This is a genomic window from Massilia cellulosiltytica, from assembly GCF_047325105.1.
Taxonomy (GTDB): Bacteria; Pseudomonadota; Gammaproteobacteria; order Burkholderiales; family Burkholderiaceae_D; genus Telluria; species Telluria orientalis.
In genome coordinates, this window is record NZ_CP168562.1 from 6033169 (window position 1) to 6055492 (window position 22324).

Annotated in this window: 15 protein-coding genes, 2 tRNA genes, 3 rRNA genes and 1 riboswitch; of the genes, 8 read left to right on the forward strand and 12 right to left on the reverse strand. The window is 64.6% G+C overall.

Going from position 1 to position 22324, the window contains the following annotated elements; genetic code table 11:
- Positions 1–39: 39 nt before the first annotated feature.
- From ACEN9H_RS26415 to ACEN9H_RS26425, 3 genes are all read left to right on the forward strand, one after another.
- The gene (locus ACEN9H_RS26415; RefSeq protein ID WP_413672644.1) at positions 40–2142 is read left to right on the forward strand and encodes a TonB-dependent receptor family protein; all 2103 of its coding nucleotides are present in this window, start codon (positions 40–42) and stop codon (positions 2140–2142) included.
- Positions 2143–2214: 72 nt separating this feature from the next.
- On the forward strand, positions 2215–2946 hold the full coding sequence (locus tag ACEN9H_RS26420; protein WP_413672645.1) for a class II aldolase/adducin family protein: 732 nt from the start codon (positions 2215–2217) through the stop codon (positions 2944–2946).
- Positions 2947–2956: 10 nt separating this feature from the next.
- Positions 2957–3142, forward strand: a complete 186-nt coding sequence (locus ACEN9H_RS26425; protein WP_056129743.1) for a 4-oxalocrotonate tautomerase — start codon at positions 2957–2959, stop codon at positions 3140–3142.
- On the opposite strand, the gene ACEN9H_RS26430 is transcribed toward ACEN9H_RS26425, so the two are convergent.
- From ACEN9H_RS26430 to ACEN9H_RS26460, 7 genes are all read right to left on the reverse strand, one after another.
- Positions 3143–3973: a substrate-binding periplasmic protein gene (locus ACEN9H_RS26430; RefSeq protein ID WP_413672646.1), complete on the reverse strand. Its 831-nt coding sequence runs from the start codon at positions 3971–3973 to the stop codon at positions 3143–3145.
- A 7-nt stretch (positions 3974–3980) separates the two neighbouring features.
- Positions 3981–4454 (reverse strand): cytochrome c-550 PedF, encoded by a 474-nt coding sequence (pedF, locus tag ACEN9H_RS26435; RefSeq protein WP_413672647.1) that lies wholly within the window; start codon positions 4452–4454, stop codon positions 3981–3983.
- A gap of 118 nt (positions 4455–4572) precedes the next feature.
- Positions 4573–6057 (reverse strand): DUF3482 domain-containing protein, encoded by a 1485-nt coding sequence (locus tag ACEN9H_RS26440; RefSeq protein WP_413672648.1) that lies wholly within the window; start codon positions 6055–6057, stop codon positions 4573–4575.
- Complete coding sequence (locus tag ACEN9H_RS26445) at positions 6054–7520, reverse strand: DUF2868 domain-containing protein (RefSeq protein WP_413672649.1); 1467 nt, start codon at positions 7518–7520, stop codon at positions 6054–6056. Before ACEN9H_RS26445 ends, ACEN9H_RS26440 begins: the two co-directional genes overlap by 4 nt.
- Before the next feature lie 31 nt (positions 7521–7551).
- The gene (locus ACEN9H_RS26450) at positions 7552–8658 is read right to left on the reverse strand and encodes a DUF1624 domain-containing protein (protein WP_413672650.1); all 1107 of its coding nucleotides are present in this window, start codon (positions 8656–8658) and stop codon (positions 7552–7554) included.
- Positions 8659–8667: 9 nt separating this feature from the next.
- On the reverse strand, positions 8668–10725 hold the full coding sequence (locus ACEN9H_RS26455) for a TonB-dependent siderophore receptor (RefSeq protein WP_413672651.1): 2058 nt from the start codon (positions 10723–10725) through the stop codon (positions 8668–8670).
- 87 nt (positions 10726–10812) lie between these two features.
- Positions 10813–11142, reverse strand: coding sequence for a DUF2946 family protein (locus tag ACEN9H_RS26460; protein WP_413672652.1), 330 nt, complete (start codon positions 11140–11142; stop codon positions 10813–10815).
- Between the two features lie 81 nt (positions 11143–11223).
- Here ACEN9H_RS26460 and ACEN9H_RS26465 point away from each other — a divergent pair, with 81 nt between their 5' ends.
- The gene (locus ACEN9H_RS26465; RefSeq protein WP_413672653.1) at positions 11224–12153 is read left to right on the forward strand and encodes a MerR family transcriptional regulator; all 930 of its coding nucleotides are present in this window, start codon (positions 11224–11226) and stop codon (positions 12151–12153) included.
- Positions 12154–12269: 116 nt separating this feature from the next.
- On the opposite strand, the gene rrf is transcribed toward ACEN9H_RS26465, so the two are convergent.
- The 5 genes from rrf to ACEN9H_RS26490 all read right to left on the reverse strand — a co-directional run bounded on the left by rrf (position 12270) and on the right by ACEN9H_RS26490 (position 17379).
- Positions 12270–12382, reverse strand: a 5S ribosomal RNA gene (gene rrf, locus ACEN9H_RS26470).
- Between the two features lie 124 nt (positions 12383–12506).
- A 23S ribosomal RNA gene (locus ACEN9H_RS26475) occupies positions 12507–15383 on the reverse strand.
- A 220-nt stretch (positions 15384–15603) separates the two neighbouring features.
- A tRNA-Ala gene (locus tag ACEN9H_RS26480) sits at positions 15604–15679 on the reverse strand.
- An 11-nt stretch (positions 15680–15690) separates the two neighbouring features.
- A tRNA-Ile gene (locus tag ACEN9H_RS26485) sits at positions 15691–15767 on the reverse strand.
- 83 nt (positions 15768–15850) lie between these two features.
- Positions 15851–17379, reverse strand: a 16S ribosomal RNA gene (locus ACEN9H_RS26490).
- The 16S, 23S and 5S rRNA genes sit together here with 2 tRNA genes alongside, the layout of an rRNA operon.
- Before the next feature lie 469 nt (positions 17380–17848).
- On the opposite strand from ACEN9H_RS26490, the gene cobT reads away from it, so the two are divergent.
- From cobT to ACEN9H_RS26510, 4 genes are all read left to right on the forward strand, one after another.
- Entirely contained in the window at positions 17849–18874 is a 1026-nt protein-coding gene (gene cobT / locus ACEN9H_RS26495; protein ID WP_413672654.1) for a nicotinate-nucleotide--dimethylbenzimidazole phosphoribosyltransferase, read from the forward strand.
- Positions 18874–19656: an adenosylcobinamide-GDP ribazoletransferase gene (locus tag ACEN9H_RS26500; protein ID WP_413672655.1), complete on the forward strand. Its 783-nt coding sequence runs from the start codon at positions 18874–18876 to the stop codon at positions 19654–19656. Before cobT ends, ACEN9H_RS26500 begins: the two co-directional genes overlap by 1 nt.
- The gene (gene cobC / locus ACEN9H_RS26505) at positions 19653–20180 is read left to right on the forward strand and encodes an alpha-ribazole phosphatase family protein (protein ID WP_413672656.1); all 528 of its coding nucleotides are present in this window, start codon (positions 19653–19655) and stop codon (positions 20178–20180) included. The genes ACEN9H_RS26500 and cobC overlap by 4 nt, the downstream gene beginning before the upstream one ends.
- Positions 20175–20409, forward strand: a riboswitch (cobalamin riboswitch). It overlaps the preceding gene by 6 nt.
- Before the next feature lie 59 nt (positions 20410–20468).
- Entirely contained in the window at positions 20469–22313 is a 1845-nt protein-coding gene (locus ACEN9H_RS26510; protein ID WP_413672657.1) for a TonB-dependent receptor domain-containing protein, read from the forward strand.
- Positions 22314–22324 lie beyond the last annotated feature (11 nt).

A 22324-nucleotide genomic window follows, 5' to 3' on the forward strand; every position in this document is an offset into this window, starting at 1 on the left:
CGCCCGGACGACAAGGGCGACCATTCGACAGGAGACAAGATGAATCACCGTTTGAATTTCGTGGCGGCGCTGTTCGCCGCCGCCCCCCTGGCCGCCGCCGCCGCACCCGATGTGCCGATGAGTGTGGTCGTCGTCAGCGCCACGCGCGCCGAGCACACGAGCTTCGACCTGCCGGCCGCCATCGACGTCGTCGACGCGGACCGCATCGGCGCGGCCCAGCCGCGCGTCAACGCATCCGAGGCGCTGGCTACGGTGCCGGGGCTCGTCGTGCAGAACCGCCAGAACTATGCGCAAGACCTGCAGATCTCCTCGCGCGGCTTCGGCGCCCGGTCCGCGTTCGGCGTGCGCGGCGTGCGCCTCGTCGCGGACGGCATTCCGGCCACCATGCCGGACGGCCAGGGCCAGGCCGCGACGTTCAACCTCGACATGGCCGAGCGCATCGAAGTCCTGCGCGGCCCGTTCTCCACCTTGTACGGCAACCACGCCGGCGGGGTGATCCAGTTGTTCACCCGTGATCCACGTGGCGCACCCTACATCGAAACGAATGTCTCGGCCGGCAGCGACGGCATGCGCAAGCTTGATGTCAACACGGGCGGCAAGCAGGGCGCGTTCGGCTGGCTGCTGGACGGCTCGCGCTTCGACACGGACGGCTACCGCGCCCACAGCGCCGCTACGCGCGACCAGGCCTATGCGAAGCTGACCTTCGACACGTCCGCGACCGGCAAGCTGACGGTGACCGCCAGCGGCCTGCGCCAGGACGACACGCAGGACCCGCTGGGCGTCACCTGGGCCACGTTCCAGCGCGACCCGCGCGCCGGCGAGATCGATGCGACGGACCCGCAGACGCCCAAGCGCACCCTGGCCGACCGCTACGACACCCGTAAAAGCATCCACCACACGCAGGTCGGCCTCGCGTGGGACGAGAAGTTCGGCCAGGACCGCCTGCACGTCGCGGTCTATGGCGGCAACCGCAGCGTGATCCAGTACCAGTCGTTCTCGAAGGCGTTCCAGGCACCGGCCAGCCATTCCGGCGGCGTCGTCGACTTCGACCGCGATTTCTACGGCTTCGATGCGAACTGGCTGATGGTGCGCCCGCTCGGCGACGGTACGCTCCGCACGACCGTCGGCCTGGAAGCCGGTAAATCGAACGACGCGCGCAAGGGGTACGAGAACTACGTCGGCAGCACGTTCGGCGTGAAGGGCAACCTGCGCCGCGACGAGGAAGACGACGTGCGCAACGTCGATCCTTACCTGCAGCTGGAATGGGAGCGCGGGCAATGGGTGTTCACGGGCGGCCTGCGCCACAGCCGCGTGAGCTTCGACGTGGACGACCACTATCTGGCCAACGGCAACGACGGCGGCAGCGTCGACTACCGCCACACGACGCCGCTGCTCGGCGCGCTGTACAAGGTGACGCCCACGCTGAACGTCTACGCGAGCGCGGCGCGCGGCTTCGAGACTCCCACGCTCAACGAAGTGTTCTACTCGGGCACGGGCAACGGCTTCAACTACCGCCTCGGCGCGGCCACGAGCACGCAGCTGGAGCTTGGGGCCAAGGCCCTGGTCGGCCAGGACGTGCGCGTCAACGCGGCCGTCTTCCAGGTCCGCACGCACGACGAGCTGGTCGTCGACAGTTCCAGCGGCGGCCGCACGAGCTACCGCAACGCGAGCGCCACCCTGCGCCAAGGCCTGGAGCTGTCGCTCGACGCCGACCTGCGCGCGGGTTTCTCCGCCCGCGTGGCCGCCACGGTGCTGCGCGCGATCTACGACGAGGCGTTCACCGGCGTCGCCGAAGGTAACCGCCTGCCGGGCGTGCCGAGAACGAGCCTGTTCGGCGAGCTGGCGTGGAAGGATGCGGACGGCCACCTGCAGGCGGCGCTGGAAACCATCGCCAGCGGCAAGGTCAATCCGGACGATGCCAACGCGGCGACGCCGGCACCGGGCTATGCGATCGTCAACGCGCGCGTGCAGGCCAGCCAACCGCTGGGCGCGTGGCGCGTGCGCGAGTATGCCCGCGTGAACAACGTGTTCGACCGTACCTACGTCGGCTCCGTCATCGTCGGCGACAGCAACAAGCGGTATTACGAGCCGGCGCCGGGCCGCAACTGGGTCCTGGGCGCGAGCGTCCAGTACCAGTTCTGAATACGCGAGACGCATAGCATTCATGCACGCCGGCATATGACCGGCGTGCGCGTTGCCTGTTACGCTCGCGTGATGGACAAACTCTCGGAATGGCAAACACGCGTCGACCTCGCCGCGTGCTACCGGTTATGCGCGCTGTACGGCTGGGCCGACGGCATCTACACCCACATCTCGGCCGTCGTGCCCGGCGAGCCGGGTCACTACCTGATCAACGCGTTCGGCCTGTGCTTCGATGAAGTGACGGCGTCGAACCTCGTCAAGGTCGACAGCGCCGGCAACGTCGTCGGCGCGATCCCCGCCGCGGTGAACCAGTCGGGCTTCCGCCTGCACGCGGCCGTGCACGCGGCGCGGCCGGATGCCGCCTGCGTCATGCACCTGCATAACGTGGCCGGCATCGCCGTCGGCATGCAGCGGGACGGCCTGCTGCCGCTGTCGCCGTACGCGCTGCGCTTTCATGGCGAGCTCGCGTACCACGACTACGAGGGCATCGCGATGACGCCGGACGAGCAGGCGCGCCTCGTCGACAACCTGGGCCACCGCCCCGCCATGCTGCTGCGGAATCACGGCAGCCTGACCGTGGGCCGTACCATCCCGGAAGCGTTCGTCCTGATGGAAACGCTGGACCGCGCCTGCGAGGCGCAGTTGCGCGCGCAGGCCGCCGGCGTGCCGCTCGTGCAACCGCCCGCTGCCATGTGCGCGACGGCCCATGCGCAGCTCGTGGGCGACGGTTCGCCCGAAGGCGCGCTCGAATGGCCGTCGCTGCTGCGCCGCCTGGACGCCGCCAGTCCCCAATACCGAACCTGAAGGAATCCCTATGCCGACCATTAACGTTCAACTGTTCGAAGGCCGTACGCCGGAACAAAAACGCGCCTTCGTAAAGGCCGTCACGGAAGCCACCGTCAGGACGCTGGAATGCTCGCCCGACTCCGTGGACATCCTGATCCACGAAGTCAAGCGCGAGCACTGGGCCACGGGCGGCAAGCTGTGGTCCGACGAATGATCACGGCCTGACGGCCTGCACTCCGTACTTCGCGAAGAGCGTCTTCAGTTCGCCGCTGGCCGCCAGGTCGTTCAGCGCGGCCTGCAACTGGCGCGCGAGGGCGACGTTATCCTTCTTCACCGCCATGCCGACCGCCCAGCCGCCGCGCGGCAGGCGGTCGAACGGCACCTCCTGCAACGGGAACGCGGGATCGCCCTTCATCACCGACTCGATCTGGGCGCGCGTGGCCAGCACGGCGTCCAGGCTACCCGCCTTCAGCTGTTCCAGCGCCTCGATCGCGGTCGGGTAGATGTGCACCTGCTCGCGGAAGCGTCCCCCGCCCTCGCCCAGCATGACCATCCCGGAGATCGACACCTTCTCGACGCCGATGCGCTTGCCCGCCAGCGCCTCCACGCCATCGAACTGCGGAATCGCCTGCGCGCTGCGCACGAGCCGCACGGTCTCCACGTAGTACGGCGCGAAGATCTCGACCTGCGGATTCGCGTTCATCAGCATGCGGTCGACCGGCACGTGCAGCATGACGTCGGCCGGGCCGTAGCCGAGGTAGTGGCCCTTCCACACCATGTTGCGCAGGTCGGCGCCGAGCTCGTCGCCGGCATCGAACGGCAACAGCGCCAGCTTCAGCCCGAGCTTGCCGGCCAGCGCGGCGCCCAGGTCGGCGTCGATGCCCTGGCCGTGGTTGGAGAACGGCGCCAGATCGTTGTAGACGGCCACCTTGAGGGTGCCCGCCGTGCGCAGCACGGGTGTGTCGTCGGCGAAGGCGACACCGGTACTCAGCAGGAGGCCCGCCGCGAGCAGCCGGCGGCGCGATGGCGAAGTCGGGGTCGACATGACGGCCTCAGTCGGCGGCGCGGCGGGATTCGAGGTAGGTCTTGATGGCCCACATCGCTTCCTGGTTGAACACGCCTTCGAACGGCGGCATGTAGACGGCTCCGTTGCGCACCTTGCCGTGGCGGATGCTGGTCAGGAAGTAGTTGTCGATCTCCTTGTAGCAGGCATCCTTCTTCTTCTCGTTCTTGATGCCGGCGCAGTCGCGATCGAGCAGGCGCAGGTCGGGCGCGATCCCGCCCGACACCGCTTCCAGCCCGTGGCAGCGGGCGCAGTTCTGCCCGTAGGCCGACGCGCCGATCTTCAGCGCCAGCTTGTTGGTGCGGTAGGGATTCTCTTCGCGCCATTTGTCGCCCAGGGCGGGCAGGCCCGTCGTGTCGACGGCTTGCGGGACCACGTTGCCGTGTGCATTGGCCCAGAGCGAGGTGAGTGCGGCGGCGGCAACGGCGACTGCGCCGGCGGCGATGCGGAATTTGTGCTTCATGGTGATGTCTCCTGTAGGTTTATCGGTCTATCCCTACATGAGCAATCGGCGTGCCATGCTTCGTACGCCCTGGATGGCGGCGTTCGCGGCCCGCGCCTGTCCCAATTTGCAACAGGTGTCACATGTCCGCGCGTGCCAGCGCGCGTGCCGCCGCCTCCGGATACAGGTGTTCGAGCGTCTCCGCCATCACGCGTCCCAGCAGCGCGTGGACGGGCGCCGCGGCTGCAGCAGCATCGGGCGCCACGCGCACGGCCTTCCACAACGGCGCCAGTTCCGCCTCGTGCGCGGCGATGCTGCGTTCGACCTCGGCCTGCCAGAACGACGGCGCCTCCCCTTCGACGAAGTTGCCGCGTCCGCGCCCGAAATGGGCGACGGCCAGGTAGCGCAGCACGCTGCCGACGAGGAGCGTGCGCAGGAACGGATCCGCGAACTGCACGGTCGGCCGGTCGCGGTCCGTCGTGGTATTGAAACCCCAGGCCGCGCCGGCCATCGTGAGCGCGCCGACGATCGCGCCGAGCAGCGCGCCGCCGCCCAGCGTGAGGCCGCCGGCCATCAGGTCGGCCGAGAGGCCCGTCGCGGCGCCGGAAACGACGGCGCCGAGCAGCCCCGCCTGCGCCTTGTCGATGGGCGCGCGCACGGCGAAGTTCTCGCGCACGCGGGCATTGATGCGGCCCGCGTCGCCCGGGTCGAGCCGGTGCAGGCGCAGCAGCCCGACCGTCGTGTCGCCGATGCGCCGCTCCAGCCGCTCGACGAGGCCCGCCATCGCCACATCCTGGCGCTTCTGTTCGTCCTTGCCGAGACCGACGGCCTTCAGCGCCGACTTGAACAGGTTCGCCTTGCCCTCCTGCTCGATGGACTGACTGTCGCGCGCGGCGCCGGCCAGCATCTGGGCGCCGAGGGCCACGGCCTCGCGGAAGCGCTGCACGTTGTTTGCCTGCCACGCGGCGAGCAGCCGCGCATAGCCGTCGCGCTTGGATTCGTCGATCAGCTTGCCGACGCGCTCGTAGAACACGTCCTCGTGCACCCAGCAGCGCGCGAACGCATCCAGCGCGAGCACGTCGCGCACGATCGGGAACTGGTCGAGGTGGGCCTTCCAGCGTGTCTGTTCCGCCTGTTCCTGCTCGTCCGGCCGCGGTGGCCCCAATTGGTTGAGCAGCACGACGACCGGTTTGCCGAGCCATTCGAGGATGCGCATCTCGGCCGGCAGGTAGCCGGCGTCGCGCGGATCCTCGGACGAATTCACGAGGTACAGCACGACGTCGGCCGCGTCCTTCGCCGCACGCAGCGCCTGCTGGCTGAGCCAGAACGGCCGGTCGCGGTAGCGGTCGAACACCTCGCGCATGAACCAGCCGATCGGATTGCCCGCCTGCGCGAGGCGCTTGAGCAGCCGGACGGAATCGCCAAAGCCGGGTGTGTCCCACAACAGCAGGCGATCGCCCGCGCCGCTGGTCTGCAAGGTATGCGCTTCGGCGAACACGGTCACGTGGGCGGCGTCGCGCACCTCGCCCACGTCCATGCCCACCAGGGTGCGCGCGAGGGTCGTCTTGCCGTTGTTCGTGTGCGAGACGAGCGCGAACTGGATGTCGACGGATTGCGCGCTCATGCGCCCCCCGACACCGCAAGGCCGCTGCCGAGATCGAGCGGATGGCGCTCCGGATGCAGCAGGTCGACGACGGTCCCCTGGATATGGTGATACTGGCAGAACTGGTGCCACAACGCGACGCGCTCGACGAGGCGGGCGTCGACGGCGCCGCGCTCCACGAGGCCCGATTCGTCGAGCAGCACGGCGATGCCGCGCGGCGTGTTGCGCGCCAGGTACTCGAGAAACGCGCCGTGGTTTTCCCGTTCCGGCGTGGCGGCGAGGTTGAACAGGACGGCCGTGATGGCGACGTCGGCATCGTCGAGGCGCGCATCGCGGAGCAGTTCCTTCGGCTCCTCGCCGTACGGGCACGATGGGCGCAGCATCAACTGCGCCTGTTCGCCGAGCACCATGGCCGCGACGGCAGCGAGGCCTTTATGACGCGGCTCGTCGACGGTGAAGCTGTACGGGATCACGCGCAGCACGGCCGGACCGGACGCACCGACGCGGTCGGCCAGCAGCCGGTAATACGGCTGGCCCAGGTCGAGCGGAAAGCGGTGCGCGAGGCGGCGGGCGCGCAGCCCGGACACGAGCGCCAGCACGAGGCGCGGCAGCACGACGAGCAGGAACAGCGTCGCCGCATACAGGTGCACCCAGCGGGCGCCGCCCGCGGGCGACGGCTCCTGCACGAAGCGCAGCGCCTGGATGTCGGCCAGGGTGAAGCCCTGCAGCGGGAACACGGCCAGCGCCGGTGCGAACAGGACCGACAGCAGCGTGTGCACCTGCTGGGCATCGAGGAACGTGCTCTCCCACCCGGCCGCGTATTGCGTCAGCACGCCACGCGCGTACAGCGACGCGATCGCACCGAGCGCGAATGCGGCGGCCGCGAGGTGGATGGTGCGGCCGAGGCGCAAATGCGTGAGCTTGGCCGTCAGCGCCGACCAGTCCGCGAAGTATTGGGCGATGCCGGCGGCGAGCGGCGCCGGCAGCTTGCGCGGCAGCGCGGCCTTGCCGACGGACAGGCGCCGCAGCAGTTGCGGGCTCGCCCAGCCGGTGCGCTTCGACGGCACGAGCGCCCACACGATCAGCGCGAGATAGACCAGCAGGTTCCACGCGAGGATCGCGAGCAGCGGGGCCGACAGCAGGTCGACGCGATGCGGATTGCCGATGCGGTCCAGTCCCGCGCCGGCCGCGAAGCCGACGATGGGCAGCAGCACGGCCAGCATGGGCAGCAGGCTGCGCCGCTGGCGGAACGCCGCAAACGCGGGCGTGCGCTCGGCCAGCCGCTTGAGGATGAGTTCCGCGCGCTGGCCGAGGAAATGGTCGAGCCGCGGCTCGCTCTTGCCTTCGGCCGCCTGCCAGTGCGCCAGCTCGCGCGCGCTGCGGCTGGCGTAGACGCGGTCGTCTTCGGTCAGTATCTCGCGCTTCGTGTCGGCGGTTTCGATGGCGCGCATCAGGACGACATCGCGTGCGGTCCGCTCGTTCATGGGCTCCTCTCTGGATGAATTGACAAGCTTATCAGAAATACTTCACCCATCGTTTCCCGCTCGTGCGCTTGTATCCGCCGAACAGCCGCGTCGGCAGATACAGGACGACAGCCAGCAGCGCGGCGAGCGCCCACACCTGCCAGACGTGCGCCACGTCCGCGCGCGGCACGCCCAGCACGGCGGCGGCGAGCTTCTGCAGCGCCAGCAGCGCATACAGGTGCAGCAGGTAGTAGAACAGCGGCGCCCCGCCGAACACCGCCGCGGCGCGGGTCGGCGCCGTGTCCACGCGCTCGACCCACGCGAGCACGATGGCGCCCACGCCGAGCGTCAACAGGAGGAAGTCGAGCGACGGTGGATACTTCGTGAAGTTGAGGAAGGCCATCGTGGCGCGCACGGGGTCCGCTTGCGGCGTCCACGGCACGGGCTCGCCGTACGCGTTCGCGCTGCGCAGGACGATGAGCGACGCGAGACAGGCGATGCCAACGCCGGTCAGCCAGCGCGTGCGCAGCGCGGGCGCGGCCGCCCTGGCATACAAGGGGCCGCACGCATAGCCCAGCAGGATCACGCCGATCCAGGCCAGCACGGGATAGCTGACCTTGACGCGGACCGGGTCCAGCGCGAGGAAGCCGCGCTGTTCGAGGATCGTCCACGCCGCCGGGGGCAGCGCCCCCTGTTCCAGCGCATTGTGCCCGCCCACGATGAGGAGGCCCAGCACGCCGAGCAGCGCGAGCGGCAGCCGGTGCAGCAGCGCCAGCGCGAGCATGGCGAGGCCGATGGCCCAGATCACCTGCAGGTACATGGTGGACAGCGGCGTCCCCGACCAGGCGGCATTCACGACCGTCGCCTCGAGCGCGAGCAGCAACAGGCCGCGCTTGACGAGGAACCCCGTCGCGCTGCGCGGGCCGCTGGGCGGATGCGCATACAGCCAGGCCGACAGGCCGGTCAGGAATACGAACATCGGCGCGCAGAAATGCGCGGTCAGGCGGGTGAAGAACAGCGCGGGCGGCGTCGCGCCCACGTCCATCGGATCGCCGACCTGGTGCTGAAGATAGAACGTCTCGCGCACATGGTCGACCGTCATCAGGAGCATGACGAGACCGCGCATCACGTCGATCGAGACAATACGTTGGGTGCTCATGACCGTTCCTCAGTAGCGGTAAGACAGGGTCGCGGTCGCCGTGCGCGTGCTGCCCGGCGCGACCCACAGCCGGCTGTACGAACTGGCGTAGTAGCGGCGGTCGAACAGGTTGTCGACGTCCAGCGCGATGCGCCAGCGTTTGTCCGGCGCATACGCCGCCATGAGACGGGCGGTCGTGTAGCCGGGCAGCGTGAAGCCGCTGGACGCCGCCACGTCGCCGCAACGCTCGCCCACGTACGCGAGTCCGGCGCCGGCCGACACGCGCGCATCGCCCGCGACGAGCAGCACGTTGGCGCTGTGGCGCGGCACGTTGGGCACACGGCTGCCGGTACGGACGGTGTTGTCGCCGCGGGTCACGCGCGCGTCCGTGTACGCGTACGACGCCGACAGCTTCAGGTTGCGCCGCAGCCGTCCCGACACGTCCAGTTCCGCGCCCCGGCTCGCGACCTCGCCCGCGGGAATCGCGTAGTCCGGGTTCACGGGATTCGTCGTCAGGACGTTCTTCTTGCGGATCCGGTAGAGCGCGAGGGTACCCGCCAGCCCGCCCGGCATGTCGAGCTTCGCGCCCATCTCGTCGGCGCGGCTCTCTTCCGCGGGGAATGCCTGGTTGTCGATGCCGATGCCGCTGTTCGGGCGAAACCCGCGCGCGGTGCTCGCGTACAGCGCGACCGTGGCAGTCGGCTGGTAGACCAGTCCCGCGCGTGGGCTGGTGGCGCCGAGGCGCTGGTGGTTGACGGCCGCCGTGCGGTGGTTGATCACGGTCTGGCGGTACCGGTCATGGCGCACGCCGACGAGCGCTTTCCAGCGCGCCGTCAGGTCCAGCTGGTCCTGCACGTAGAGCCCCGTGGCGCGCTGGAGTTCGCGCGTATCGATCGACACGGCGAGCGGCGCGGACGTGCCGCCGTACACGGGGTCGAAGATGTCGAGCGCATACGGGTTCGCGGCCGACGGGTTGCGGCGCAGCTGCACGCGCCGGTCATCGAAGCGGTAGGTGTCGGCGCCGACCAGCATGGCATGGTTTGCGAGCCGGCCCAGCAGTTCCACGCGGGCGGAACGGTCGATGGCCGCGAAGTCGCGATGCCGCCGCTGGCGGCGCAGCGTCCGGCCATCCGCCGCGAGGTCGCTGGCTTCCGTCGAGTACCCGGCCAGCGCACTGTCGCGATAGGATGCGCCGCCCTGCACCGACCAGCCTTCGCCCAGCGCGTGCTGGACGAACAGCTGCTGTCCCACCGACTGCACGATGACCGGACCGTCGGCCGGCTCGCCGAGGAAACGCGAGACGGGCAACCGGCCCGGGACCGCGACGACGCCGCGGTCGAACGGCGTGCGCTGCCGCGTCGCTTCGATCTCGTACGACACCGTCGTGCCGTCGCCCGCCTGCCAGAGAATGGACGGCGCCACGTAGGCGCGTTCCGTGTGCACGACGTCGCGGAAGCTGCCGCCCGCCTGGTGCGCCAGGTTGAACCGGTACGCGACGCTGTCCGACAACGGCCCGGTCAGGTCGGCGGCGACGCGCCGCGTGCCATGGCTCGCCAGCGCGGCGTCGATGCCGTATTGCGGGGCGAAGCGCGGCTTTTTCGTCACGATGTTGACCGTGCCGCCCGGCTCGCCGCGGCCGTACAGCGCCGATGCCGGTCCCTTCAGAATCTCGATGGACTGGGTGCCGGCGACATCGCGCAGGCCGTTGTAGCCGCGGCTCGAGCTGAAGCCGTTGACCATGTAGTCCGACCCGAAGTTCGGGTCGCCCGTGAAGCCGCGGATCGCGTAGCTGTCCCACAGGCCGCCCAGGTCGCTCTGGCGGGCGATGCCGCTGGCCAGTTCCAGCGCGCCGGCCAGGTTGGTGACGCCCGCATCCCGCAGCAGGTCGGCGTCCAGTGTCCGGGTACTCTGCGGCAGGTCGAGCGGTTGCGCATCGGTTTTCGTGGCGCCGGCCACGGTGAGGGCATGGTAGGCAGTGCGCTGGCCGGTGACGAGTACGGTGCCGGCCGGCGGTTCGGCCATGGCGTGGAAAGACAGCGTACCGGCGAGCAGCGGCACGCACCGCAGATGGGTGTTCTTGATCTTCATGTTTTCAAATCCTGTTCAGCGCATAACGCGCAACGCCGCCAGGGCGCAAGCGCCATGGCGGTACGATGCATCGATTGAAGGAACTGATCAGGCTTGAGGTGGACCGCGCGGCTGGTAGACGTGGACCGGCTGCGGACGGATGCCGGTGCGAATCGGGTCGACCGGGCCCTCGTCGGCCAGTGCGAGCGGCACGAAGACATGCACCGAGGGCGGCGCCGCGAATGCCAGCTGGGCGCCGTCGAGGCACAACGCGCAGAGATCGCGCAGCGCCGGCTTGCCGTCGGCGCCCCGCTCCACCTGCGCAGCCGCATGCGGGCTGCCAGCCTCGGCGACGTGCGTCGCCGCATGCTGCAACGACATCTGCTGCGTGATGAGCAGCAGGAGCGACAGCAGTACGTAGACGAAGGAGCGCGACATTCGGCGTAATGGAAAGACAACAGTTGCGCATTGTAGCGGAATGCTTGACTCTCCATCTGGTGGAAACCTCATTCTGGAGTCATGGGAGCCAAGACGTACACGATCGGAGAACTGGCGCGCCTGTCCGGACAGCCGGTCCGGCGCATCCGTTTTTATTCGGACAAAGGACTGCTGCCGCCTGCCGTGCGCACCGACAGTAACTATCGCCTGTACAGCGAGGATGATTTGGCGCGGCTCGATCTCATCGGCGCGCTGCGCGAAGCCGGCATCGGCCTCGATGCGATCGGCCGGCTGCTGCGCACGCGCGGCGACGTGCGCGACGTGCTTGTCACGCGCCTCGCCATCCTCGATGCCGAGATCGCGGCCAAGCAGCGGGCCGCATCGGTCCTCCGTGCGACGTTGGCCCTCCCTCACCTTGATGTCGACACCATGAGGAGGTATTGGAAGATGAGCAGAGTAAACAACGAGCAGATGAAAGCGCTGGTCGCCGCGTTCATGGAGCGCGTGACGAGCGGGGCGCCCGTCGACGACACGTGGCGCAGCCGGACCGCGGCCGCAGCCCCGACGCTTCCCGAGCATCCCACGCCGACGCAGATTGAGGCGTGGACCGAACTGGCCGGCATGCTGCAGGACCCGAACGTCATGCGGGAATTCGAGGAGGGCGTGAGCGCGTTCTGGGAGGGCGCCCTGGATGCCGATGCCTATCGCGCGGCGGCAGTCAGCGGCTACCGCACCGCCGTCGACGCGGTCGTGCGTGGCGTCGCGCCCACGGCTCCCGAAGGCGTCGCGGCCGGTCGCGCGTGGCTCGATGCGTCCGCCCGCGCCATGGGGCGCGTACCGGACGGCGCTTTCGTGCAGTGGCTCCAGGACCAGTATGCCACCGGGGGAGCGCGGGCGCGCTTTCAAGAACTGCTGGCCGCGTTGAAGGGCGAATCTCCCGCTGCGGACGAGACGCGCGCCTGGCGCTGGCTCATCGACGCGGCGCACGCTGCTGCGCTACAACGCCAGTGAAAAGCAAAAAGCCCGCTCAGAGCGAGAATTGGCAGTGCCAATCCGAGCGAGCGGGCTTCGTTTTCCAAAACAAAAAACCCCGTCGAGATCACTCGACGGGGTTTTCTTAATAACTAGCCTGACGATAACCTACTTTCACACTGGTTGCAGCACTATCATCGGCGCAGAGTCTTTTCACGGTCCTGTTCGGGATGGGAAGGGGTGGTACAGACTTGCTATGGTCATCAGGCATAACTTGTACGAGTGCCGCAGCTTATTGCATGCGTCACTCTGAATCCGGAAGAAGCAGTTTTCGTAATCTGTTGTCTCAACAAACAGCTGAACCCTTGCATTGGCATGACTGCCAAGGTTATAGGGACAAGCCGTACGGGCAATTAGTATCAGTTAGCTTAATGCATTACTGCACTTCCACACCTGACCTATCAACGTCCTGGTCTCGAACGACCCTTCAAGGAGCTCAAGGCTCCGGGAAATCTCATCTCAAGGCGAGTTTCCCGCTTAGATGCTTTCAGCGGTTATCTCTTCCGAACTTAGCTACCCGGCAATGCCACTGGCGTGACAACCGGTACACCAGAGGTTCGTCCACTCCGGTCCTCTCGTACTAGGAGCAGCCCCCTTCAAATTTCCAACGCCCACGGCAGATAGGGACCAAACTGTCTCACGACGTTTTAAACCCAGCTCACGTACCACTTTAAATGGCGAACAGCCATACCCTTGGGACCGGCTACAGCCCCAGGATGTGATGAGCCGACATCGAGGTGCCAAACTCCCCCGTCGATATGAACTCTTGGGAGGAATCAGCCTGTTATCCCCAGAGTACCTTTTATCCGTTGAGCGATGGCCCTTCCATACAGAACCACCGGATCACTATGTCCTACTTTCGTACCTGCTCGACTTGTCGGTCTCGCAGTTAAGCACGCTTATGCCATTGCACTATTAGCACGATGTCCGACCGTACCTAGCGTACCTTCGAACTCCTCCGTTACACTTTAGGAGGAGACCGCCCCAGTCAAACTGCCTACCATGCACTGTCCCCGACCCGGATCACGGGCCAAGGTTAGAACCTCAAACGAACCAGGGTGGTATTTCAAGGTTGGCTCCACGAGAACTGGCGTCCCCGCTTCAAAGCCTCCCACCTATCCTACACAGATTGGTTCAAAGTCCAATGCAAAGCTACAGTAAAGGTTCATGGGGTCTTTCCGTCTAGCCGCGGGTAGATTGCATCATCACAAACATTTCAACTTCGCTGAGTCTCGGGAGGAGACAGTGTGGCCATCGTTACGCCATTCGTGCAGGTCGGAACTTACCCGACAAGGAATTTCGCTACCTTAGGACCGTTATAGTTACGGCCGCCGTTTACTGGGACTTCAATCAAGAGCTTGCACCCCATCATTTAATCTTCCAGCACCGGGCAGGCGTCACACCCTATACGTCCACTTTCGTGTTTGCAGAGTGCTGTGTTTTTATTAAACAGTCGCAGCCACCAGTTTATTGCAACCCTTTCACCCTTCTGCAGTAAAGCAGTCAAGCTACCGGGGCGTACCTTATCCCGAAGTTACGGTACCAATTTGCCGAGTTCCTTCTCCCGAGTTCTCTCAAGCGCCTTAGAATACTCATCTCGCCCACCTGTGTCGGTTTGCGGTACGGTCTCGTATGACTGAAGCTTAGAGGCTTTTCTTGGAACCACTTCCGATTGCTTCGTGTCACAAGGACACACGTCTCGACCCCTTGAATTACGTGCCCGGATTTGCCTAAGCACCTTCTATGAGTCAAGAACCAACTATTCCAACAGTTGGACAACCTTCCGCGATCCGTCCCCCCATCGCATCATACGACGGTGCAGGAATATTAACCTGCTTCCCATCAGCTACGCATCTCTGCCTCGCCTTAGGGGCCGACTCACCCTGCTCCGATGAACGTTGAACAGGAAACCTTGGGCTTTCGGCGAGAGGGCTTTTCACCCTCTTTATCGCTACTCATGTCAGCATTCGCACTTCCGATACCTCCAGCATCCTTTACAAGACACCTTCTCAGGCTTACGGAACGCTCTCCTACCATATGTGCAAGCACATATCCGCAGCTTCGGTGACTGGCTTAGCCCCGTTACATCTTCCGCGCAGGACGACTCGATCAGTGAGCTATTACGCTTTCTTTAAATGATGGCTGCTTCTAAGCCAACATCCTGACTGTTTTAGCCTTCCCACTTCGTTTTCCACTTAGCCAATCTTTGGGACCTTAGCTGGCGGTCTGGGTTGTTTCCCTCTTGACGCCGGACGTTAGCACCCGACGTCTGTCTCCCAAGCTCGCACTCATCGGTATTCGGAGTTTGCAATGGTTTGGTAAGTCGCAATGACCCCCTAGCCATAACAGTGCTCTACCCCCGATGGTGATACTTGAGGCACTACCTAAATAGTTTTCGGAGAGAACCAGCTATTTCCAGGTTTGTTTAGCCTTTCACCCCTACCCACAGCTCATCCCCTAATTTTTCAACATTAGTGGGTTCGGACCTCCAGGGCGTGTTACCGCACCTTCATCCTGGCCATGGGTAGATCACCTGGTTTCGGGTCTACACCCAGCGACTGTCGCCCTGTTCGGACTCGATTTCTCTACGGCTCCCCTATTCGGTTAACCTCGCCACTGAATGTAAGTCGCTGACCCATTATACAAAAGGTACGCCGTCACCCCACGAAGAGGCTCCGACTGTTTGTATGCACACGGTTTCAGGATCTATTTCACTCCCCTCCCGGGGTTCTTTTCGCCTTTCCCTCACGGTACTGGTTCACTATCGGTCGATTACGAGTATTTAGCCTTGGAGGATGGTCCCCCCATCTTCAGACAGGATTTCTCGTGTCCCGCCCTACTTGTCGTACGCTTAGTACCACCGTTCGAATTTCGTGTAAGGGGCTATCACCCTCTATGGCCAGCATTTCCAGGCTGTTCCACTATTCGATCGACTATCACGTACAAGGCTCATCCCATTTCGCTCGCCACTACTTTGGGAATCTCGGTTGATTTCTTTTCCTGCAGCTACTTAGATGTTTCAGTTCGCCGCGTTCGCTTTGCATACCTATGTATTCAGTATGCAATGACCTAAAAGGCCGGGTTTCCCCATTCGGAAATCTGCGGATCAAAGTGTGTTTGCTCACTCCCCGCAGCTTATCGCAAGCTACTACGTCCTTCATCGCCTGTAATCGCCAAGGCATCCACCATGTGCACTTATTCACTTGTCCCTATAACGTTGGCCCCTGCATGAGTATCAGGGAACGTCATATCGACAAGAGTTCAGCTTACTTTGTTTGTTGATACATACAGATTACTACCCTAAGTGTTCGATACATTTTTCAACGTATTGAACGCTTAAAGAAAACTTTACTTCTTCCAGATTGTTAAAGAACGAGAACTACACTTATCTAAAGCTTGTGCCTTACATAAATGCAGTGAACAGAGAGTTGGTGGAGGATGACGGGATCGAACCGACGACCCCCTGCTTGCAAAGCAGGTGCTCTCCCAGCTGAGCTAATCCCCCGACGCATAACGTGGTAGGGCTGGTTGGACTCGAACCAACGACCCCCGCGTTATCAACACGGTGCTCTAACCAGCTGAGCTACAGCCCCGAAAACTCTTCTCGTTTAACTTTAATAACAGCCGATAAGCGTGGGCGCTTGATGATGGAGCGTTAGCTCCCGTGCCACTCTAGAAAGGAGGTGATCCAGCCGCACCTTCCGATACGGCTACCTTGTTACGACTTCACCCCAGTCACGAATCCTACCGTGGTAAGCGCCCTCCTTGCGGTTAAGCTACCTACTTCTGGTAAAACCCGCTCCCATGGTGTGACGGGCGGTGTGTACAAGACCCGGGAACGTATTCACCGCGGCATGCTGATCCGCGATTACTAGCGATTCCAACTTCACGCAGTCGAGTTGCAGACTGCGATCCGGACTACGATACACTTTCTGGGATTAGCTCCCCCTCGCGGGTTGGCGGCCCTCTGTATGTACCATTGTATGACGTGTGAAGCCCTACCCATAAGGGCCATGAGGACTTGACGTCATCCCCACCTTCCTCCGGTTTGTCACCGGCAGTCTCATTAGAGTGCCCTTTCGTAGCAACTAATGACAAGGGTTGCGCTCGTTGCGGGACTTAACCCAACATCTCACGACACGAGCTGACGACAGCCATGCAGCACCTGTGTTCAGGCTCCCTTTCGGGCACCCTCCAATCTCTCGGAGGTTCCTGACATGTCAAGGGTAGGTAAGGTTTTTCGCGTTGCATCGAATTAATCCACATCATCCACCGCTTGTGCGGGTCCCCGTCAATTCCTTTGAGTTTTAATCTTGCGACCGTACTCCCCAGGCGGTCTACTTCACGCGTTAGCTGCGTTACCAAGTCAATTAAGACCCGACAACTAGTAGACATCGTTTAGGGCGTGGACTACCAGGGTATCTAATCCTGTTTGCTCCCCACGCTTTCGTGCATGAGCGTCAATCTTGACCCAGGGGGCTGCCTTCGCCATCGGTGTTCCTCCACATCTCTACGCATTTCACTGCTACACGTGGAATTCTACCCCCCTCTGCCAGATTCAAGCCTTGCAGTCTCCATCGCAATTCCCAGGTTAAGCCCGGGGCTTTCACGACAGACTTACAAAACCGCCTGCGCACGCTTTACGCCCAGTAATTCCGATTAACGCTTGCACCCTACGTATTACCGCGGCTGCTGGCACGTAGTTAGCCGGTGCTTATTCTTCAGGTACCGTCATTAGCCCAGGATATTAGCCTGAGCCGTTTCTTCCCTGACAAAAGAGCTTTACAACCCGAAGGCCTTCTTCACTCACGCGGCATTGCTGGATCAGGCTTGCGCCCATTGTCCAAAATTCCCCACTGCTGCCTCCCGTAGGAGTCTGGGCCGTGTCTCAGTCCCAGTGTGGCTGGTCGTCCTCTCAGACCAGCTACTGATCGTCGCCTTGGTGAGCCTTTACCTCACCAACTAGCTAATCAGATATCGGCCGCTCCAGGAGCATGAGGTCTTGCGATCCCCCACTTTCATCCTTAGATCGTATGCGGTATTAGCGTAACTTTCGCTACGTTATCCCCCACTCTTGGGTACGTTCCGATATATTACTCACCCGTTCGCCACTCGCCGCCAGGTTGCCCCGCGCTGCCGTTCGACTTGCATGTGTAAAGCATGCCGCCAGCGTTCAATCTGAGCCAGGATCAAACTCTTCAGTTTAATCTCTGTTTTTGCTGCTTTCGCAGCATGTCGCTCACTCAAAATACTGACCGTCACTCATTGCTGAGCAACGTATTTCTTTTGTGTGAACATTTGATAATTTAAGCATTCAGCACCCCGAAGGATGCTGGCACTTCATCAAACGCCCACACTTATCGACTGTTTATTGTTAAAGAACTGTATTCGGTACTGCCTTACTGCGTTTGCGAATCGTTTTGTTCGTCAGCAGCAGAGGAACGAGATTATGCAGTGTTTCGTTTAACTCGTCAACTCATCTTTTTCATCAGCGCAAGCGGCGTTGTCAAACCACCTAGCTCAACTGTTTGATTTCGCTGAACTTTTCTTGCACCGCCGAAGCAGGACGCGAACTATAGCAAACCAGATCGGGGGTATGCAAGGGGCTTACTGTAAGAATTTTCGAGTTGCTTCTGTGCTATCTTTGCCGGCTTCATCACCCCATGGAGTCCCCATGCGCATCGCCCCCACCAGCAATCCGGATCTCGCCGCCGCCCTCGCTGCCGCCATCAATAACAAGACGAAGCCGCTCGGCAGCCTCGGCGCCCTCGAACGGCTGGCCAGCCGCCTCGGCCTGATCCAGAACACGGTCGCGCCCACGATCCGGCAGCCCGCCATCCTCGTGTTCGCGGGCGACCATGGCGTCGTCGCCGAAGGCGTGTCTGCCTACCCGCAGGACGTCACATGGCAGATGGTCGAGAACTTCCTCGCCCAGGGCGCCGCCATCAACGTGTTCGCGCGCCAGAACAATATCGACCTGCACGTCGTCGACGCGGGCGTCAATCATGATTTCGGCGCACGCCCCGGCCTCGTCGACCGCAAGGTGGCACACGGCACCCGCAACTTCGCGCTCGAACCGGCGATGACGCCGACGCAATGCGCCACCGCGCTGGAACACGGCGCGGCCCTCGCGGCCGACCTGCCCGGCAATGTGATCGGCTTCGGCGAGATGGGGATCGGGAATACGACGGCGGCGGCAGCCCTGATGCACAAGCTGACGGGGATTCCCGCCGCGGAGTGCGTCGGCGCCGGCACCGGCCTGTCGCCCGACGGCGTGCTGCGCAAGCAGCGCGTGATCGAAACGGCGGCCGAGCGCCATGCCGGCGTCGACGATCCCCGCGCGGTGCTGGCCACGTTCGGCGGTTTCGAGATCGCGATGATGGCCGGCGCCATGCTGAAGGCGGCCGCGCTGCGCAAGGTCTTGCTGATCGACGGCTTCATCGTCACGAGCGCGCTGCTCGTCGCGGCGCGCATCGAACCCGCGATCCTGGATTACTGCGTGTTCGCGCACTGTTCGGACGAATCGGGCCACGGCCGCATGCTGGACGCGCTCGGCGCCGAGCCGCTGCTGCACCTGAACCTGCGCCTCGGCGAAGGCACGGGCGCCGCGCTGGCCCTGCCGCTGCTGCATGCGGCCGCGAACTTCCTGAACGAGATGGCGACGTTCGCGTCGGCCAGCGTCAGCGAAAAATCCGCCTGATGCATCAAGTCCGCCTGTTCTTCATCGCGCTGCAGTTCTTCACGCGGCTGCCGATCCCGGCCTGGGTCGGCTTCGAGGCCGCGTGGCTGCAGCACGCATCGCGCTACTTCCCGCTCGTCGGCGGCGTCGTCGCGGCGGTTGCGGCAGGCGTCTATTACGCGGCCGCGCTCGTGCTGCCCGCACCTGTGGCGGTCGTGCTGTCGACCGCGGCGTCGATCTATATTACCGGCGCATTCCATGAAGACGGCTTCGCCGACACGTGCGATGGCCTCGGCGGCGGCATGACGAAGGAACGGGCGCTGGAGATCATGAAGGATTCGCGCGTCGGCGCATACGGCGCGATCGGCATCGTGTGCATGCTGGCGACCAAGCTGTCCGCGCTGGCGATGCTGCCGCCGCGCGTGGCCATGGCCGCGCTGTTCGTCGCGCATCCGCTCTCGCGCCTTGCCGCCACAGCGCTGATCTGGAAGCTGGACTATGTGCGCGGCGAAGGCAAGGCCAAGCCGCTGGCGCAGCAAATGACGACGGCCGAATTCGCGATCGCGACGATTACATGCGCGCTGCCGGCGGCGTATGTGCTGGCGACGAATGCGATGACGCCGGCGGCCATGCTGGCCGTGCTCATCGCAGCGGCACTCGCCGCGCTGTGGCTCGGCCGCTTGTTCGTGCGCCGTCTCGGCGGCTACACGGGCGACTGCCTCGGCGCCGTCCAGCAGCTGGCCGAAGCGCTCATCTATGTCGCCGTGCTGGCCACGCTGGGCCACGGCGCCTGGAACGCATGACGCTGTACCTGGTCCGTCATCCGCAACCGGACGTCGCGGCCGGCCTGTGCTACGGCGCCAGCGACGTGCCGATCACCGAAGCAGAACTCGCGCGCGTGCACGCCGGGCTCGCCCTGCCGCGCGGCCTGCCCGTCTACGCAAGCCCATTGCGACGCTGCGCCCTGCTGGCCGAACGCCTGGCGCCGGGCCGCGTCACGCTCGACGCGCGCCTGGCCGAGATGGATTTCGGCGCGTGGGAACTGCGCCCATGGTCGGACATCCCGCGCGCCGACGTCGACGCCTGGACCGCCGACCTGCTCCACTACCGCCCCGGCGGCGCCGAGAACGTGCTGGACGTGGCCCGCCGCGTACAAGGTTTCATCGACGAGTTGAACGAATCGTCCGCACTGGTGATCTGCCACGCCGGCACCATCCGCCTGCTGGCGGCGCTGCATGGCGGCGCACCGCTCGAACAGGCGGCATTGAACGCGGCGCGGACGCCGCATCGCATCGCCTACGGCCAGCTCGTCGTGCTGGGCGTATAATGTCGGCGTTTTGGTGCTCGCGCTCCTCTCTGGGGCGCAGTTAAACGGGAAACACGAAGCGCTTTTCAGACAAGCGCCAACGTGTGCTGCCCCCGCAACGGTAAGCAAGTGCCTGCGCGCGCTCACGCGTGCGCGGCAACCGTCCCCACATACCACTGTGCATCCGCATGGGAAGGTCGGACGGCCATACTCGCCAGCCCGGATACCGGCCAAAAGGTGGAAGCGCCCTGCGCTTCTGTTCACCTGGCTGACGGGGACGTCGGCCGGTTGGTCTACACAATAAAAGTCATGTCCTTTCCTGTTTCCCGGCAAGCGGCCGCGCTTTCGCTCGCATTCGCCGCCGCCGCATCGGCCCACGCCGATCCCATTCCCGACACCGTCATCGTCACCGCCAACCGCACGCCGCAACGCGCCGAAGACGTCATCCCCGACACCGTCGTCATCTCCAGCGACGACATCGCCCGCGCGGGCGCCGGCTCCGTCGCCGACGTGCTGCGCCGCCAGCGCGGCATCGAAATCTCGCGCAACGGCGGCGCCGGCACCAACACCACCGTGTTCCTGCGCGGCGCCAACAGCAACCAGGTCGTCGTGCTCGTCGACGGCGTGCGCATCGGCTCCGCCACCACGGGCGCGGCCTCGTGGAACGCGATCCCGCTGTCGGCCATCGACCATATCGAGATCGTCTACGGTCCCCTGAGCTCCCTGTACGGCGCGGATGCCATCGGCGGCGTCGTGCAGATCTTCACGAAGAAGAGCGAAGGCGCGCCGATGTTCAGCGCCAGCGCGGGCGGCGGCACCTACGGCACCAACCAGTACGACGCCAGCGTGCACGGCTCGACGGGCGGTGCGCACGGCGTGACGTATGCCCTCTCCGGCGCGCACGAAGAATCGGACGGCTTCTCGTCCACGCGTCCCGGCTCGTCCAGCTACAACGCGGACGACGACGGCTACACGCGCAACAGCGTCAACGGCCGCGTCGCGTTGCGCCTGGCCGAAGGGCATGAGATCGGCGCGCAATTCATGCAGAGCCGTCTGAGCGCGCAATACGACAGCGGCAAGTCGGCCTTCGACACTCACAACATCCAGGAACTCGACAGCTACAGCGTCTTCCTGAACGACCGCTTCCTCCCGAACTGGCGCAGCAGCGTCCAGGTGGCGCGCTCGGAAGATAAACTGGGCAGCTTCACGAGCACGGCGCCGTCCGGCGCCACGCAGCTGAACACGCGCCAGGACGAGTTCACGTGGCAGAACACGTTCGACATCGCCGGCGACACGCTGCAGATCCTGGCCGGACACCGCAAGGAGAAGGTCCTGTCGAGCTCCGTCAAGGACATCAACCGCACGCGCATCACGAATTCCGTCGCGGCCTCGTACGACCTGCGCCGCGGCAGCCACCTGCTGGACGTCAGCGCGCGCAACGACCACTCGGAATACGGCGGCAAGACAACGGGCGCCGTCGGCTACGGCTATGAATTCACGCAGGACCTGCGCGCCACGGCGAGCTACGGCACGAGCTTCCGCGCCCCCACGTTCAACGAGTTGTACTACCCGGGCTATGGCCTGACGTCGAACAAGCCGGAACGGGGCCGCAATGCGGAAGTGGGCGTGCAGTACCGCGTGGCCGGCGTCGACCTGCAGGCGAACTACTACCGCAATCGCCTGACCGACATGATCGTCTCCGTCACGCCGTGTCCGGGCCGCCCGAACGGCAGCTGCGCGTACAACGTCGACCACGCCCTGCTGGAAGGCCTGACGCTGGCGGCCAACACCCGCATCGGCAACCTGGACCTGCGCGCCAGCGCCGATCTGCAGGATCCGCGCGACGAGACGACCGGCAAGCAGCTGGCCCGCCGCGCGCGCCGCCACGCCAGCATCGCGGCCGACTACACCGTGGGTGCCGTGGAAACCGGTGTCGAGCTGCAGGCCTCCGGCCGCCGCTTCGACGATGCCGCCAATGCCAACCGCCTCGGCGGCTACGGCCTGCTGAACCTGTACACTACCTGGCACATGACGCGCGACTGGTCGCTGCTGGTCCGCGTCGACAACGCGGCCGACAAGCACTACGACCTGGCGCGCAACTATGGCACTGCCGGGCGCACCTGGTTCGCCGGCATTCGCTACGGAGTCCGCTAACCACCATGTTC

What these genes read in the sequence shown, in the direction of transcription:
- ACEN9H_RS26415 (WP_413672644.1), top strand. Translation starts at nt 40, where the DNA reads ATGAATCACCGTTTGAATTTCGTGGCGGCGCTGTTCGCCGCCGCCCCC.
- ACEN9H_RS26420 (WP_413672645.1), top strand. Translation starts at nt 2,215, where the DNA reads ATGGACAAACTCTCGGAATGGCAAACACGCGTCGACCTCGCCGCGTGC.
- ACEN9H_RS26425 (WP_056129743.1), top strand. Translation starts at nt 2,957, where the DNA reads ATGCCGACCATTAACGTTCAACTGTTCGAAGGCCGTACGCCGGAACAA.
- ACEN9H_RS26430 (WP_413672646.1), bottom strand. Translation starts at nt 3,973, where the DNA reads ATGTCGACCCCGACTTCGCCATCGCGCCGCCGGCTGCTCGCGGCGGGC.
- pedF (WP_413672647.1), bottom strand. Translation starts at nt 4,454, where the DNA reads ATGAAGCACAAATTCCGCATCGCCGCCGGCGCAGTCGCCGTTGCCGCC.
- ACEN9H_RS26440 (WP_413672648.1), bottom strand. Translation starts at nt 6,057, where the DNA reads ATGAGCGCGCAATCCGTCGACATCCAGTTCGCGCTCGTCTCGCACACG.
- ACEN9H_RS26445 (WP_413672649.1), bottom strand. Translation starts at nt 7,520, where the DNA reads ATGAACGAGCGGACCGCACGCGATGTCGTCCTGATGCGCGCCATCGAA.
- ACEN9H_RS26450 (WP_413672650.1), bottom strand. Translation starts at nt 8,658, where the DNA reads ATGAGCACCCAACGTATTGTCTCGATCGACGTGATGCGCGGTCTCGTC.
- ACEN9H_RS26455 (WP_413672651.1), bottom strand. Translation starts at nt 10,725, where the DNA reads ATGAAGATCAAGAACACCCATCTGCGGTGCGTGCCGCTGCTCGCCGGT.
- ACEN9H_RS26460 (WP_413672652.1), bottom strand. Translation starts at nt 11,142, where the DNA reads ATGTCGCGCTCCTTCGTCTACGTACTGCTGTCGCTCCTGCTGCTCATC.
- ACEN9H_RS26465 (WP_413672653.1), top strand. Translation starts at nt 11,224, where the DNA reads ATGGGAGCCAAGACGTACACGATCGGAGAACTGGCGCGCCTGTCCGGA.
- cobT (WP_413672654.1), top strand. Translation starts at nt 17,849, where the DNA reads ATGCGCATCGCCCCCACCAGCAATCCGGATCTCGCCGCCGCCCTCGCT.
- ACEN9H_RS26500 (WP_413672655.1), top strand. Translation starts at nt 18,874, where the DNA reads ATGCATCAAGTCCGCCTGTTCTTCATCGCGCTGCAGTTCTTCACGCGG.
- cobC (WP_413672656.1), top strand. Translation starts at nt 19,653, where the DNA reads ATGACGCTGTACCTGGTCCGTCATCCGCAACCGGACGTCGCGGCCGGC.
- ACEN9H_RS26510 (WP_413672657.1), top strand. Translation starts at nt 20,469, where the DNA reads ATGTCCTTTCCTGTTTCCCGGCAAGCGGCCGCGCTTTCGCTCGCATTC.